The organism is Nonomuraea sp. ATR24 (assembly GCF_041950485.1).
Lineage (GTDB): Bacteria > Actinomycetota > Actinomycetes > Streptosporangiales > Streptosporangiaceae > Nonomuraea > Nonomuraea ceibae.
This window is the reverse complement of sequence record NZ_JBGNUU010000007.1, coordinates 152,493-166,734: the sequence shown is the minus strand read 5'-3', so window position 1 is coordinate 166,734 and position 14,242 is coordinate 152,493. Positions and strand designations below refer to the sequence as shown.

General features: G+C 73.3%; 15 protein-coding genes. 10 read left to right on the top strand and 5 right to left on the bottom strand.

Annotation, left to right across the window (positions count from 1 at the left end):
- Positions 1-102 precede the first annotated feature (102 nt).
- The gene (locus tag ACBI99_RS19975) at positions 103-1,800 is read right to left on the bottom strand and encodes a GAF domain-containing protein (protein ID WP_375073038.1); all 1,698 of its coding nucleotides are present in this window, start codon (positions 1,798-1,800) and stop codon (positions 103-105) included.
- A 90-nt stretch (positions 1,801-1,890) separates the two neighbouring features.
- Here ACBI99_RS19975 and ACBI99_RS19970 point away from each other — a divergent pair, with 90 nt between their 5' ends.
- Positions 1,891-2,532, top strand: a complete 642-nt coding sequence (locus tag ACBI99_RS19970) for a response regulator transcription factor (RefSeq protein WP_219510735.1) — start codon at positions 1,891-1,893, stop codon at positions 2,530-2,532.
- 51 nt (positions 2,533-2,583) lie between these two features.
- Positions 2,584-2,988: a pyridoxamine 5'-phosphate oxidase family protein gene (locus ACBI99_RS19965; protein WP_219510733.1), complete on the top strand. Its 405-nt coding sequence runs from the start codon at positions 2,584-2,586 to the stop codon at positions 2,986-2,988.
- On the opposite strand, the gene ACBI99_RS19960 is transcribed toward ACBI99_RS19965, so the two are convergent.
- Together ACBI99_RS19960 and ACBI99_RS19955 are read right to left on the bottom strand one after the other, a co-directional pair.
- Complete coding sequence (locus tag ACBI99_RS19960; RefSeq protein WP_364180022.1) at positions 2,981-3,535, bottom strand: GNAT family N-acetyltransferase; 555 nt, start codon at positions 3,533-3,535, stop codon at positions 2,981-2,983. The genes ACBI99_RS19965 and ACBI99_RS19960 overlap by 8 nt on opposite strands.
- Positions 3,536-3,575: 40 nt before the next feature.
- On the bottom strand, positions 3,576-4,745 hold the full coding sequence (locus tag ACBI99_RS19955) for an ROK family transcriptional regulator (RefSeq protein WP_357587905.1): 1,170 nt from the start codon (positions 4,743-4,745) through the stop codon (positions 3,576-3,578).
- A gap of 285 nt (positions 4,746-5,030) precedes the next feature.
- Between ACBI99_RS19955 and ACBI99_RS19950 the strand changes: the two genes are divergently transcribed.
- The 3 genes from ACBI99_RS19950 (at position 5,031) to ACBI99_RS19940 (ending at position 8,255) form a co-directional block, all read left to right on the top strand.
- Entirely contained in the window at positions 5,031-6,692 is a 1,662-nt protein-coding gene (locus ACBI99_RS19950; RefSeq protein ID WP_375073037.1) for a bifunctional metallophosphatase/5'-nucleotidase, read from the top strand.
- A gap of 121 nt (positions 6,693-6,813) precedes the next feature.
- The gene (locus ACBI99_RS19945) at positions 6,814-7,695 is read left to right on the top strand and encodes an alpha/beta fold hydrolase (RefSeq protein ID WP_375073036.1); all 882 of its coding nucleotides are present in this window, start codon (positions 6,814-6,816) and stop codon (positions 7,693-7,695) included.
- A gap of 116 nt (positions 7,696-7,811) precedes the next feature.
- On the top strand, positions 7,812-8,255 hold the full coding sequence (locus ACBI99_RS19940; protein WP_219510724.1) for a pyridoxamine 5'-phosphate oxidase family protein: 444 nt from the start codon (positions 7,812-7,814) through the stop codon (positions 8,253-8,255).
- On the opposite strand, the gene ACBI99_RS19935 is transcribed toward ACBI99_RS19940, so the two are convergent.
- Positions 8,224-9,453 (bottom strand): MFS transporter, encoded by a 1,230-nt coding sequence (locus tag ACBI99_RS19935; RefSeq protein ID WP_357587899.1) that lies wholly within the window; start codon positions 9,451-9,453, stop codon positions 8,224-8,226. The genes ACBI99_RS19940 and ACBI99_RS19935 overlap by 32 nt on opposite strands.
- A gap of 201 nt (positions 9,454-9,654) precedes the next feature.
- Here ACBI99_RS19935 and ACBI99_RS19930 point away from each other — a divergent pair, with 201 nt between their 5' ends.
- A complete protein-coding gene (locus ACBI99_RS19930) occupies positions 9,655-10,455 on the top strand; it encodes a glycerophosphodiester phosphodiesterase family protein (protein ID WP_246646234.1) in 801 nt (266 codons plus the stop codon).
- Positions 10,456-10,513: 58 nt separating this feature from the next.
- The gene (locus ACBI99_RS19925; protein ID WP_375073035.1) at positions 10,514-10,960 is read left to right on the top strand and encodes a DNA-binding protein; all 447 of its coding nucleotides are present in this window, start codon (positions 10,514-10,516) and stop codon (positions 10,958-10,960) included.
- On the opposite strand, the gene ACBI99_RS19920 is transcribed toward ACBI99_RS19925, so the two are convergent.
- Complete coding sequence (locus ACBI99_RS19920; protein WP_375073034.1) at positions 10,957-11,739, bottom strand: NAD(P)H-dependent oxidoreductase; 783 nt, start codon at positions 11,737-11,739, stop codon at positions 10,957-10,959. The genes ACBI99_RS19925 and ACBI99_RS19920 overlap by 4 nt on opposite strands.
- 113 nt (positions 11,740-11,852) lie before the next feature.
- Between ACBI99_RS19920 and ACBI99_RS19915 the strand changes: the two genes are divergently transcribed.
- From ACBI99_RS19915 to ACBI99_RS19905, 3 genes are all read left to right on the top strand, one after another.
- Entirely contained in the window at positions 11,853-12,734 is an 882-nt protein-coding gene (locus ACBI99_RS19915; RefSeq protein ID WP_375073033.1) for a helix-turn-helix transcriptional regulator, read from the top strand.
- An 11-nt stretch (positions 12,735-12,745) separates the two neighbouring features.
- Positions 12,746-13,483: a VOC family protein gene (locus ACBI99_RS19910; RefSeq protein ID WP_219510717.1), complete on the top strand. Its 738-nt coding sequence runs from the start codon at positions 12,746-12,748 to the stop codon at positions 13,481-13,483.
- 95 nt (positions 13,484-13,578) lie between these two features.
- Positions 13,579-14,232, top strand: a complete 654-nt coding sequence (locus ACBI99_RS19905) for a hypothetical protein (protein WP_375073032.1) — start codon at positions 13,579-13,581, stop codon at positions 14,230-14,232.
- Positions 14,233-14,242: the final 10 nt, after the last annotated feature.

Here is a 14,242-nt window from a genome sequence, read left to right as displayed (position 1 = left end):
TCTTCCTCACCGTCGGATGAGTTCAGCCTCGTGCTGTCGGCGCCTGTCCCGGCAGGGACCAAAGTCCCTAGGTGCGGGCCCGATGGGCCCGCGCGGACCGCGTCAGAGGGGCACGTGCCAGAGCAGCCGCGTGCCGCCGCCCTCGGGCGACTCCACGTCCGCCTCGCCGCCCAGCAGCGCCGCCCGTTCGCCGATGTTGCGCAGGCCGCTGTGCCGGGCCCGCTCCCCCACGCCGACGCCGTCGTCGCTCACCACGAGCGTGAGCGCCGAGCCGGCGACCTCGACCAGCACGTCCGCGCGGGTGGCCCGGGAGTGGCGCACCACGTTCGACAGCGCCTCGCGCAGCACCGCCAGCAGGTGCTCGGCGACCGCGTCGGGGACGAGCGTGTCCAACTGGCCCTCCATCCGGAGGCCCGGCATGAAGCCGAGATGCCCGCCCGCGCCCTCGACCAGGTCGACGATCTGCCCGCGCAGGCTCGGCGCCGCCTCCTCGCGCGGGCCCTGGAGGGCGAAGATGGACGAGCGGATCTGCCGGATGGTCTCGTCCAGCTCGTCGATGGCGTGCTGCAGCCGCTTGCCCGCCTCCGGCCGCTCGACCAGCCGGACCGTGCTCATCAACGTCATGGCGGTCGCGAACAGCCGCTGGATGACCAGGTCGTGCAGGTCCTTGGCGATCCGGTCACGGTCCTCCAGCAGGCCGAGCCGTTCGGCGTCGCGGCGGGCCTCGGCCAGCTCCAGCGCGATCGCCGCCTGCCCGGCGAACGACTGCAGCATCTGCCGGTCGGCGTCGCTGAACGGCAGCCGCCCGCTCCGCTTGGCCAGCGTGAGCACGCCGTGCACCTTCGGCGCGGTGCCCAGCGGCACCATGAGGCCGGGCCCGAGGCCGAGCCGCCGCAACGGCGAGCCGGTGCCGGGCGCGCCGTGCAGGTCCTGGTCGGTCATCGGCTCGCCCCGGGTGAACACCTCGCCCACGGACGTGCCCGGCACCGGGAAGGCGGTGCCCCGCACGTCGGCCGCGCCCTCCCCCTCGGCGACCGCCACGCTCAGCGACTCGCCCGACGGCTCCGGCAGCAGCACCTCGACCAGGTCGGCGTCGCACATCTCGCGGGCCCGCGCCGCCACCGTGGTGAGCACCTGCCGGGGCTCGGCGCCGGACAGCAGGCTCGTGGTCACCTCGGCCGACGCCTGCAGCCAGGTCTCGCGCCGCCGCGACTCCTCGTACAGGCGGGCGTTCTCCACCGCGACGCCCGCCGCCGTGGCCAGCGCGATCACGACGGCCTCGTCCTCCTCGTCGAACTCGCCGCCGCCGCGCTTCTCCGTCAGGTAGAGGTTGCCGAACACCTCGTCGCGCACCCGGATCGGCACCCCGAGGAAGGTGCCCATCGGCGGATGGCCGGGCGGGAACCCGTACGACTCGGGATGGTCGGAGATACGCCCCAGCCGGACCGGCCGCGCGTCCTTGATCAGCAGCCCGAGCAGGCCGAGCCCGTGCGGCCAGTGCTCGATCCTGGCGATCTCCTCCTCGCTCAGCCCGACCGGGATGAACTGCACCAGCGTGCTGTCGTCGCCGACCACGCCCAGCGCCCCGTAACCGGCGTCCACCAGCTTGGTGGCGGTCTCCACGATCCGCCGCAGCACCGTCTCCAGGTCCAGGTCGCTGCCCACGGACACCACGGCCTCGAGCAGCGCGTGCACCCGGTCCCGGGTGGCCAGCACGGCGTTCAGCCGGGTCTGCAGCTCGGCCAGCAACTCGTCCAGCCGCATCTGGGGCAGCAACGGGCTGTGCTCACTTTCGGACATACCGCTCAGTGTCGCACCGGCACCCGGCGATGCCGCGTTCAGGACCTTGGTCCCTTTTGCGGGAAAGCCGAGTGCGGATAGCGTCAAGGCATGATTCGCGTGTTCCTTGTCGACGACCATGAAGTGGTACGGCGCGGAGTCGCCGCCCTGCTCGACGGCGAGGACGACATCGAGGTGATCGGCGAGGCCGGCACGGCGGGGTCGGCCGTGGCCCGCATCCCGGCGCTCAAGCCCGACGTGGCGGTGCTCGACGTGCGGCTGCCCGACGGCAGCGGCGTGGACGTCTGCCGCGAGGTCCGCTCCAAGCTCCCCGGGCTGGCCTGCCTGATGCTGACCTCGTTCGCCGACGACGACGCCCTGTTCGACGCCGTCATGGCCGGGGCCGCCGGCTACGTGCTCAAGCAGATCCACGGCTCCGACCTGGTCGGCGCGGTGCGCACCGTCGCCTCCGGGCAGTCGCTGCTGGACCCGCAGACCACCGCCGCCATGCTCCAGCGGCTGCGCGACCAGGCCGCCCGGCGTGACCCGCTGGCCGCGCTGACCGAGCAGGAACGGCACATCCTCGAACTGATCGGCGAGGGCCTGACGAACCGGCAGATCGGCGAGCGCCTGTTCCTGGCGGAGAAGACGGTCAAGAACTACGTGTCGAACCTGCTGGCCAAGCTGAACATGCAGCGCCGCACCCAGGCCGCCGTGCTGGCCGCCCGGCTGCGGGCTGATCGGCGGGATTGACGGGACTTTCGCCCCTGCCGGACGCCCGGCCGCACCGGCCAGGCTGGGGGCATGCGACTCGACTCATCCGGCCTGCGGGTGCTCTCCCGCGCCGAATGCCTGCGCCTGCTGGGCTCCGCCCCGATCGGGCGGATCGTCTTCACCGACCGGGCGCTGCCGGCCGTGCAGCCGGTCACGTTCTGCCTGGACGGCGAGCGCATCGTGATCCGCACCGGGCCGGGCTCCAAGCTCGCGGCGGCCACCCGGCACTCGGTGGTCGCCTTCGAGGCCGACGCCTTCGACCCGGACCTGCGGACCGGCTGGTCGGTGACCGCGGTGGGGCACGCTCGCGCCGCCCGCGACGCGTCGGAGGTGGCGCACCTGGCCAGGCTGCCGCTGACGCCGTGGGCGCCGGGCGAGCGCGACCACTTCATCCTGGTCAGGGCCGAGCAGATCTCCGGCCGGGCGATCAGGTGACCGCAGGCTCGCCCGGGTTCGCGCGCGGCACCCGCATGGCCAGCACCTGTCCCGGCCACGCCTCGTACCGGAAGGGCTCGGCAGGCGTGAAGCCGTTGCGCACGTAGTAGCCCACCAGCTGACCGCCGCCGCCCGCCCAGCAGTCGACGCGCAGCAGCTCCGCCCCGGCCCGCCGGGTCTCCTCGACGGCGAGGGCCAGCAGGGTCGCGCCGATGCCCCGGCCCGCGTGCCGCCGGTCGGAGACGAGCAGCCGGACGTACAGCTCGGGCTCGTCGGCCGGGGCGATGGGCATCTCGGCGCTCGGCCCGGAGTCCAGCACCATCGCGCCGACGGGCTCGCCGCCGAGCTCGGCGATGTGGGGAGCGCCGCCGGCCATGAGCTGCTCGATCCGCGCCGCCCCGCCGGGCCGCTGGGAGTAGGGCTGGGTGCCCCACTGCTCGGTGTTGCCGCGCGCGTTCATCCAGATCACGGCCGCGTCCATCATGGCGAGCACGGCCGGGGTGTCGGCGGGCCCGCCCGGCCGGATCCGCAGGGTGTCGTCGTTCACGGCGGCAGTCTAGTGAGCGGATATACGGTGGAGTGCGTCATTATTGGACGGGTGACGCGGCGGGCAGCGGGCCGCCGCGCTCGGGGCCGAACAGCATCGCGGACAGGTGCTCGACGCCCTGGCACACCGCGCCCACGGCCACGCACTCGTCGCCGAGCACGGAGGCCCGCACCTGCGGGGTGCGCAGGCACATGGTCTCCAGCTCGCCTCTCAGCGGCTCCAGCAGCACGTCGGCCGAGCGGGAGAAGCCGCCGCCGAGCACCACCAGCTCGGGGTCGACGGTGAGAGCCATCGCGGCGGTGGCCAGCGCGAGCACCTTGACGTACCGCAGCACGGCGCCGCGCGCCGCGGCGTCACCGCCCCGGGCAGCCTCGAACACCGCCGCCGCGACCGCGTCGGGCGGCGTGCCCGGCTCCACGGCGGGGAAGGCGTGCAGCAGGTCGCCCACGTGGCCGAGGTTGAACAGCGGGTGCAGGCCGATCTCCCCCGCCGCGCCGCCGGCGCCGCGCAGCGGGACCCCGTCGAGCACGATCGCGGCCCCGGCCCGGCGGCCGATGTGCAGGAACACCAGGTTCCCCGCGTCGCGGGCGACGCCCCTGCGGCACTCGGCCAGGGCGGCGAGCCGGCTGTCGTTGTCGACCAGGACCGGGCAGCGCAGCCGCGCGCCCAGGTGCTCGGCCAGCGGCACGCCCGGCCAGTCGCGGATGGCCCGCGACGCGACGACGCGTCCCTCCAGGTCGACGTGGCCCGTGCTGCCCGCGACCGCGATCCGGACGTCGGAGGCGGCGGTGCCCGAGCCGGCCAGGCAGGCGTCGACGACGCGGTCCACGGCGGCCAGCCGCTCGGCGCGCGGCTGCTCGGGGGTGACCGATTCGCGCGTGGTGTGCAGGACGGCGCCGTCGAGGTCGCCCACGACCGCGAGCACCTTGTGCGCCCCGATGTCGAGCCCGAGCACCCGGCCCGCCTCCGCGCGGAAGCGGTAGCGGCGCGCGGGCCTGCCCTTCTCCCCGCCGCTGGGGTCCAGCTCGGCGACCCAGCCCAGCCCCGTCAGGTCGTCGACCGCCGCCTTGACGGTGGCTCTGGCCAGGTCGGCGCGCTCGGCGAGCTGGGTCAGCGTCAGCGGCCCGGCGGAGCGCAAGGCGGAGAGCGCGGCGAGCGCGTTGTGGCGCCGCAGCCGCTGGAGGTCGCCGCCGGTCACCGGGAGCGTCACTGATCACCCTTCTTGACGGACCTTAATAGTGGACTCCATCATAAATGCGAGCGGGGGTCCGGCCGCAGGCTCCTCGCCCCCGGATCATTCTCCTCGCTGTCATGCGGCGGCAGCCGATCGCCGGGGTCGTGTTCACCGACCGGACAGGCCGATCTACCAGCCTTTCCTCCCGTTACATCCCCCTATCTAGGAGTATGCGTGCATTCCCTCCGTAAGTGGATCGTTGTCGCCTTAGGTGTCACTCTGGCCTCGTCCGCCTCACCGGCACTGGCCGCGCCCAAGCCCGTGGACGTGCAACTGCTGTCGATCGCCGACTTCCACGGCTACATCACCCCGCAGAACAACGCCGCCGACGGCACGATCAAGGACGCGCAGGGGAACACCCTGGTGGTGGGCGGCGCGCCGTACCTGGCGACCCACCTCAGCAAACTGAGGGAAGGGCACGCGAACACGGTCACGTTCTCCAACGGCGACAACTTCAGCGGCTGGCCCACCGAGGTGTCCTTCCACGCCGACGAGCCCACGATCGAGTTCCTGAACAAGATCGGGCTGGACTTCACCGCGGTCGGCAACCACGAGCTGGACCGGTCCCTGGAGTTCCTGCGCGACCACATGGGCGCGGGCGAGTGCTTCGGCGAGGCCGACGTCGACAGTTGCTTCACCGACTCCGACGGCCGCCGCTTCCACGGCGCCGACTTCGCCTTCTCCACGGCCAACATCACCGAGAAGGGCGACACCCGCCCGGTGCTCGAACCGTACGTGATCAAGAAGTTCCGGGGCATCCCCGTCGGGTTCATCAACCTGACCACGCCCACCACGGTGGACGGCTCCACCTCCTACCAGCCGTCGCTGGACAACCTGCCGCTGGTGGAGACGGCCGACAAGTACGCCGCCATCCTCAAGCGGCGCGGCGTGCGGGCCATCGTCGCCAACGTGCACGAGGGCGGCGCGGCCGGCGCCGACTTCAACGGCTGCGCCGACCCGATGAACGGGCCGATCTGGGACTTCGCCAAGAAGGCCTCGCCCGACATCGACGTCATCGTCACCGGCCACTGGCACGCGTACTTCACCTGCTCGGTCCCCGACCCCGCGGGCAACCCCCGCCCGGTCGTCGAGGCCGCCAACCACGGCCGCCTCATCAACGAGATCAACCTGAAGATCGACCGCCGCACCCGCGACGTCATCAGGTCCGCGACCACCGCGGTCAACCACCCGGTGACCCGCGACGTCACCCCCGACCCCGTCATGACGAAGCTGGTCGACCACTGGAACGCCAAGCAGAAGGAGACCTACGCCAAGCCGTACGGGACCATCACCGGCGACATCACCAGGACCCGCGACGCCACGGGGCAGAGCACGCTCGGCAACACCGTGGCCGACGTGGCCTACTTCGACTCCCAGCAGACCGAGGGCGGCAAGGCCGATCTGGCCATGGTCGCCGTGGCCCCGGTCAAGGGCTCGAACTCGCTGCGCGGCGACCTGAGGTTCGCCAAGGGGCCGAACCCCGCCGACAGCGACGGCCAGGTGCTCCTGGGCGAGTCGTGGGCGGCCTGGGGCTACGCCAACCCGGTGCTCACCGTCTCGGTCAAGGGCTCGCAGCTTGAGCAGGCCCTGGAGCAGCAGTGGCAGACGCAGGCCGACGGCACCGTGAAGTTCGCGCCGCTGGCCGTGTCGAAGAACGTCCGCTTCTCCTACTCGCCGGGCAGGCCGGTCGGGGACCGGATCAACCCCGCCGACGTGCTCATCGACGGGCAGCCGCTCGACACCGGCAGGACCTACCGGCTCGCCGCGCTGGCGTACACGCTGCTGGGCGCCGACGGTTACAGCGCCTTCGCCGGGTACACCGACGCGGTGCGCGGCAACCGTGACTACGACGCCATGCGGGCCTACCTGCGGCAGGGGCCGCTGACCCCGCCCGCCCTCGACCGGGCGGTGCCGCTGACGTAGCACTCCCCCGTGCGGAGGGGCTCGCGTCCCTCCGCACGTTCTAATGCCTTGTCGCCGTGTTGACGCGTTAGAGCGCTGCCCGCTATAACTAACGCATCATTGGCGTTGAAAGGCATTAGATATGACGATTCCCGTGCTCGCCCGTACCGTCCATCGGCACCTCGACGTCGACGGCGTCCGGGTCTTCTTCCGGGAGTCGCTGCCCGAGCGGGCCGACGCGCCCGTCCTGCTGCTCCTGCACGGGTTCCCGTCGGCCTCGCACCAGTACCGCAGGCTGATCGACGTGCTCGGGACCCGCTACCGGCTGATCGCGCCCGACTACCCCGGCTTCGGCCACACCGAGGCCCCGGCCGGGTTCACCTACTCCTTCGACCGGCTCGCCGACATCACCGAGGGCTTCGTGCGGAAGCTCGGCCTCACCCGGTTCGTGGCGTACGTGTTCGACTTCGGCGCGCCCGTCGGGTTCCGGCTCGCCGAACGGCACCCCGAGTGGATCGCCGGCCTCGTCGTGCAGAACGGCAACGCCTACGAGGAGGGCCTGTCCGACGGCGCCCGCGACTTCATCTCGCTGCGCCCCGACCGGCCCGGCGCCGAGGAAACCGTCCGCGCCCTGTTCACCCTGCCGGGCACCCGCGGCCAGTACGAGACCGGCGTCGCCGTCCCCGGCCTCGTCGCCCCCGACGGATGGACCCTCGACCAGCACTTCCTCGACCTGCCCGGCCGCAAGGACGCCCAGGTCGCGCTCGCCTTCGACTACCACTCGAACGTCGAGCGCTACGGCGCCTGGCAGGAGTGGCTGCGCACGCACACCCCGCCCACGCTCATCACCTGGGGCGCGAACGACCCGTTCTTCCCCGAGCCCGGAGCCCGCGCCTACCTGCGCGACCTGCCCGACGCCGAGCTGCACGTCCTCGACACCGGCCACTTCGCCCTGGAGGACCACCTGCACGAGATCGCCCCGCTCGTCGCCGGGTTCCTCGACCGCGTGTGGCACGCCGGCTGAGCTCGGTAGCCACCCCCGGCCGCCATCCCCGGCGACGGCGGCCGGTTCGTCCTGGCCGGGGGGAGAAAGGACTTTGGTCCCTGTTTACGGCGCCGGGTGGGCGGCAGGCTGTTGTCGTGACATGCCACCACGACCGGGCGCCGGACGGGACGGGAGCCCGGCGTCTGCGGGAACTGCCCGAGGCCGAGGCGCTGCGCCTGCTGGCCGGGGTGCCGTTCGGCCGGATCGTCTTCACCCGCCAGGCGCTGCCCGCGGTCCGGCCGGTGAACCACCTGGTCGTGGACGGGCGGGTGGTCATCCGGTCCAGCCCCGGGACGATCCTCAGCTCCCACGTGGCGGTGCCGGAGGCCGTGGTGGCGTTCGAGGCCGACGACCTCGACGGGCACGCGCGGCTCGGCTGGAGCGTGATCGTCACCGGGGTGGCGCGGCTGCTGACCGACCCGGCGGAGACCGAGCGGCTGAAGGCCCTGCTCCACCCCTGGGTGACCGGCGAGATGGACCAGGTGATCAGCATCCAGCCGGAGATCGTCACAGGCTTCGAGCTGGTTCCCGCACCGTAGCCCGGCGCACCACGGTCACCGTCAGCAGCACGGTCAGCGCCGCCGTGGCCGCCAGCAGCCCCAGGCCCACCCCGTACGAGCCGAGTTCGCCGTACAGGAAGCCCATCAGCAGCGGCGGCACGAACCCGCCCAGCCCGCCCGCGGCGCCCACGAGGCCGGTGACCGCGCCGACCTGGTCGGCCGGGGTGACCTGCGCGACCAGCGCGAACGTGGCGCCGCTGGCGGCGCCGAGCGCGGCCGCCATCGTCAGGAACGCGATCGTGCCCACCGGCATGAGGCCGGGCGTCAGCGCCTGGACCGCCGCCGCGCCGCACACCACCACGAACACCCCCGTCAGCACGGGGATCGAGCCGATCCGGTCCGACAGCCAGCCGCCCACCGGCCGCATCAGGACCGCGAGGACCACGAACCCGGCCATGCGGTTGGCGGCGTCGGCCTGCTCCAGCCCGTAGCCGGTCTGCAGGTAGGCGGGCAGGTAGACGGAGAAGGCGACGTAGCCGCCGAACGCGACCGCGTACAGCGCGCACGCCTGCCAGGTGATCGGCAGCCTGGCCGTGGCCGCGAGCCTGCCGAGAAGCGGCTGCGGCGACACCGTCCGGCCGGGCGCGTCCCGCATCACCAGCCACGCGACGGCGGCGTACACCGCGAGGACGACCGCGGTGATCAGGAACGGCGTGGTCGCGTTCCCGGCCTCGACCAGCTTGACCGTCGTCAGGGCGCTGATCGCGGTGCCGCCCATGCCCACCCCGAACACGCCGATCGCCAGGCCGCGCCGCCGGGGCGGGAACCAGGCGTTCACGAACGGCACGCCGACCGCGAAGACCGTCCCGCCGACGCCCAGGAAGAAGCCCCCGGCCAGCAGCGCCGGCAGCGAGCTCTGCCCGGCCACGCCGATGAACAGCACGGGCACGATGGTGGCCGCGGAGATCAGCGGGAACATCACCCGCCCGCCGAGCCGGTCGGTGAGCGCGCCCACCGGGACGCGGCCCAGCGAGCCCACGATCACCGGCACCGCGACCAGTAGCGCCTGCTGCGAGGCCGACAGTCCGAGCAGGTCCTTGTAGCGGGGCCCGAGCGGGCTGAGCAGCGCCCACGCCCAGAAGTTCAGCGCGAAGCCGAGCGTCGCCAGGCCGAGCATGAGCATCGGCCTGGCCCCGTGGGCCGCCTGTTCCTTCCCATCGGTTCCGGTCGTCGTCATCGTGTCCCCAAGGTGTCGTGCTGGATCGGCGGGCGCGGGTGCGCCGCGTGTCCATCCCAGTGCGGAAGCCCGGCGAGGGGCACCGACCAAAGTCCTCGTTACGCGGGGACTTCCGGTCCCTCCCGCCGCTCTTGATCACCTGAGGTGCGGCGCATACGCTGCCGGTGCCGGTCACCCCTCATGGACGGAGTCCCGACCCCCATGACGATCAGGACGAAGGCGGCGCTCGCCGCATCACTGGCCGCGATCTCCCTCACCGCCGTCCCGCCCGCCGCTCAGGCCGCTCACGCCGGGTCCGCCGTCGCCTGTCCCGCCGTGTTCGGCCACGGCGGCTACCCCTCCGGCGCGAACCCCTGGGAACGCGACCAGATCCGCCAGCCCAACAACGTCCGCGCCGTGAACGACCAGAAGACCTGGGGCGCCGACGGCGTCGAAGGCGACGTCCAGCTCACCAGGAACGGCACCAAGGCCGTCATGTGGCACAACACCACCACCAACGGGCTGACCGGCACCCGGACGAACATCACCGCCCTGTGGTGGGCGGCCGGAGCCGACAACCTGCGCGACCGCCGCATCGCGCGCGGCCCGTACCAGGGAGAGCAGGTCTACACGCTGCGCCAGTGGCTCGACCACGTGCGCTCGCGCGGCCTGATCGCCCTGCTGGAGGTCAAGCCCGAGGCCAGGACGGCGCTGTCCGACCCGGCGTACGCGACGGCCGCGTGGAAGGAGATCTCCGACCCGATCAAGGAACGCCAGGCCGCGCAGCGCATCCTCGTCTACTCCACGGACTCCTGGATCCAGGGCGAGCTGGCCCGCCGCCACCCCGGCCTGCTCAAGGGCTCTCAGGCCCGCTGGACCGACGGCGTCGGCTGGGAGGAGCCGCCCCCCGCCTGGACCGGCAACATCAGCCGCTGGCAGTCGGTCCTGAGCCAGGCGCCGCCGAGCGTGATGACGAACTACACCCGCGACTACCGCGCCTGGCTCGCCGGCAAGTGCACTTAAACGTTCTGTTCAACACGTCATGTTGACAACGGATGGTGGATCGTCCAGGGTGGAGTGCATGCCGACGACTCCTGAGCAGCACGCCGATCCCTTCACGCCGCCGCATCCGGGGCAGGCGCGGGCGCACCGCGAATACGCCGCGCTCCTGCGCATCGCCGAGCGCCACGCCGCCACCGACGCGCAGCGGCGGCGTCAGGCGCACGCCTCGGAGCTGTCGCCGCACGAGGCCGTCCGGATCGTGGCGTTCCTGCTGAGCGGCGCGGTGTCGCTCGACGACGGCGAGCCGGACGTGGACCGGGCCGACATCGTCGCCGCCCTGAGCCTGGTCGCGCAGGCCCGCGCCGAGGCCGACGACCTGGAGTCCGGGCTGCTCCGGATGGCCAGGGGGCGCGGCATGACGTGGCAGGAGATCGCGTTCGGCCTGGGGCTCGGCACCCCGCAGGCCGCCCGGCAGCGCTACGAGCGGCTGGCCGGGCGGAGCGCCGCCCAGGACGACGAGCTCTAGCCGCGCGGGCGGACGTGGATGTCCAGCCCGGCCGTCCCCGGCGCCTCGACGCCCGGCAGCAGGCGCATGTCGCGGCCGTAGTCGCCGCAGGTGAGCGTCCGGTACGGGACGGGCTCGTCGGTGAACAGCCCGTCGAGCCGCCGCCCGTACTCCTGCGTCACCTGGGCGAACCGCTCGCGCGGCACGTCGACCGAGTCGTACACCGCGAACGGCTCCAGCGGCGTCATGCCGGTGAACCAGAACAGCCCGTGCTGGAGCGGGAAGAGCACGTCCGCCAGCCGCCCGTGGACGCCCCGGCCGGAGAACGCCGACTCCCGGGCGCCGATCGTCACCGAGGCCAGCGCCCGCCGCCCGGCCAGCGCGCCCTCGCTGTAGGGCGGCGGGACGGACGGCCCGTGGGCGAACTCGAACGTGAACACCCGGTCGATCCAGCCCTTCAGGATCGCCGGCACCGAGAACCACCACAGCGGGAACTGCAGGATCACCGCCTCCGACCAGCGCAGCTTCTCCTGCTCGGCGGCGATGTCCGCGGACAGCCGGCCCGCCAGCGTGGCCTCCCCCGACACGGCGAGCACGTCCAGCCGCCGGTCCCCCACATGCTCGGGGAAGTCGTCGGCGTCCACCGCCGCCTTCCACTTCGCCGCGTACAGGTCGGTCACCCGCACCTCGTGACCCGCCGCGCGCAGCCGCTCGACGGCGAAGCGGCCCAGGGCGGCGTTGAGCGAGCGAGGCTCGGGGTGGGCGGTGACGACCAGGATCTTCTTCAGCGTTTCGGACATGTCACCCACGTTCGCCTGGGCGCGCCGAGGTAGCCAGAACCCGGCCGAGCCGGTGGTCCCGCAGTCCTGGTACCGCGAGGGCCACCCATGCCGGACAACCCATACTGGACACCATGGACGGCACGTACACCATCGACCACGCGGACGGCGGGATCGGTGACGCCCGGCGGGCACTCGGCGCGTTCCTGCGCGCCCGCCGCGAGCGCGTCGCGCCCGAGCAGGCCGGGCTCACGGGGCTCACGGCTGGGCGCCGCCGCCGCGTGCCGGGACTGCGCCGGGAGGAGCTGGCCCAGCTCGCCGGGATCAGCGTGGACTATTACGTACGCCTCGAACAGGGACGAGCCACCCAGCCGTCCCCCGAAGTGCTCGACGCGCTGGCCAGGGCGCTCGGCCTCGACGCCGCCGAGCGGCGGCACCTCACCACGCTGGTCGGCGCCGAGTCCGGCCCCGCGCCCGCCGCCCGGGTCGGCCCCACGCTGCGGCGCATGCTGGACGCCCTGACCGGCCTCCCCGCCTTCGCCACCGACCGCCGCCTCGACGTGGTCGCCTGGAACGCCCTCGGCTCCGAGCTGATCGGCGGCCTCACCGGCCCCTCCCGCCGCGACCCGAACCAGGCCCGCTACCTGTTCCTCGACCCCGCCTCCCGCGACGTGCACCCCGAGTGGGCGGACCGGGCGGCCGAGGCCGTGGGCCAGTTGCGGGTCGCCGCCGGGCAGTATCCCGGCGACGCCGAGCTGGTCAACCTGATCAAGGACCTGTCGGAACGCAGCGCCGAGTTCCGCCGCATCTGGGCCTCCGGCGAGATCGTGATGTGCACGGCGGGGCGCAAACGGCTCCGGCATCCGGCGGCCGGGCTGCTGGATCTGGACTACGAGACGCTGCACGTACCGGCGGGACCGGGCGAGACGGGCCTGGTGGTGCACGTGTTCAGCGGCGGGGAGGGCACCCCGGAGGCCGCCGCCCTGGCCGCCCTGGCGGCGGGCCGCCGGGCATAGGGTGGGGCGGCATGACGCTGCGACTTGTTCAGGTGAACTTCAAGGCCCGGGACGACTCGGCGCTCGGCAGGTTCTGGGCGGAGGCGCTGGGCTGGCGGCTCTCCAGCGAGGGGCCCGGCGTGACCAACCTGGAACCGCACGGCTTCGACTGGCCTGACCCCGACGGCTTCTACATCGACTTCGTCGCCGTCCCGGACCCCGAGACCGTGAAGTACCGCGTGCACCTCGACCTCGCCACCACCTCCGCCGAACACCAGGCGGAGCTGGTCGCCCGGCTGACGGAGCTGGGGGCGACGCCTGCCGACGTGGGCCAGGGCGACGTGCCGTGGACGGTGCTGGCCGACCCCGAAGGCAACGTGTTCTGCGTGCTGGAGCCCCGGGAGGTCTACCGGGACACCGGGCCGATCGCCACGATGGTGGTCGACTGCGAGGACCCCCGGGCCCAGGCCCGCTTCTGGGGCGAGGCCACGGGCTGGACCGTGCACGAGGTGAGCGACGACCACGCCCGGCTGCGCTCCGCCGAGGGCACCGGCCCGTACCTGGAGTTCCTCCGTGTTCCCGGCCCGCCCGCCGTGTGGAACCGCATCCACATCGACCTGCTGCCGCACCCCGTCGAGGAGCAGGAGGCGGAGGTGGCGCGGCTGCGCGCGCTGGGCGCCACGGCCGCCGACGTCGGGCAGGGCGAGGTGTCGTGGAAGGTGCTGGCCGACCCGGAGGGCAACGAGTTCTGCGTCCTCGGACGCGGCTAGAGCCTCCGCGGCGACCCCCCGCGATTCCCCGCGAAGGTGACCTGAGGAGTCAACTTCTGTTGTGTCCCGCGTCCAAGATCGCTAACGTGGGGATCGTGCCTGGAAGCAGCGCCACCTCCTGGACCGCCGCCTACACCCGCCAGGTCGCCGCGAACATCCGCCACCACCGCCGGCGCCAGGGCCTGTCGGTGCAGGGCCTGGCCGACCGGTGCACCGCTCACGGCTACCCGCTGGAGCGCGGCAACCTCGCCAAGCTGGAGTCCGGCCACCGCGCCTCCATCACGGTGCCGGAGCTGCTCGTCATCGCCCACGCCCTGGCCACGCCGCCGCTGCTGCTGCTCGCCCCGATCGGCCGCACCGGCGAGGCGGTGGAGATCCTGCCCGGCGTGGAGGCTGCCCCGCAGGACGCCGTCTGGTGGCTGGACGGCACCGCGCCGCTGCCCGACGACCCGCCCGACCACGGCGACGCCGCCCGCGCCGAGCTGCGCACCCTGCGCGAGCTGCAGGAACTGCTCGCCGAGTGGGCCAGGCGTGACCGCGCCGCGGCGGCGGCCGCCGCCAGGGCGGAGGACGAGCGGGAGCCGCGCCCGCAGGCGTGGGCCGAGGCGGCCCGCGTCCACGCCGCCCAGGCCGCCGACCTGGCCGAGAAGATCCGCCACGTGCGGGAGGTCGCCCGGCTGCGCGGCCTGCCGTTGCCCGAGCTGCCGCCGGGCCTGCTCCACCTCGCCGACCCGGATCGGCTTCCGTAGACCACCCTGT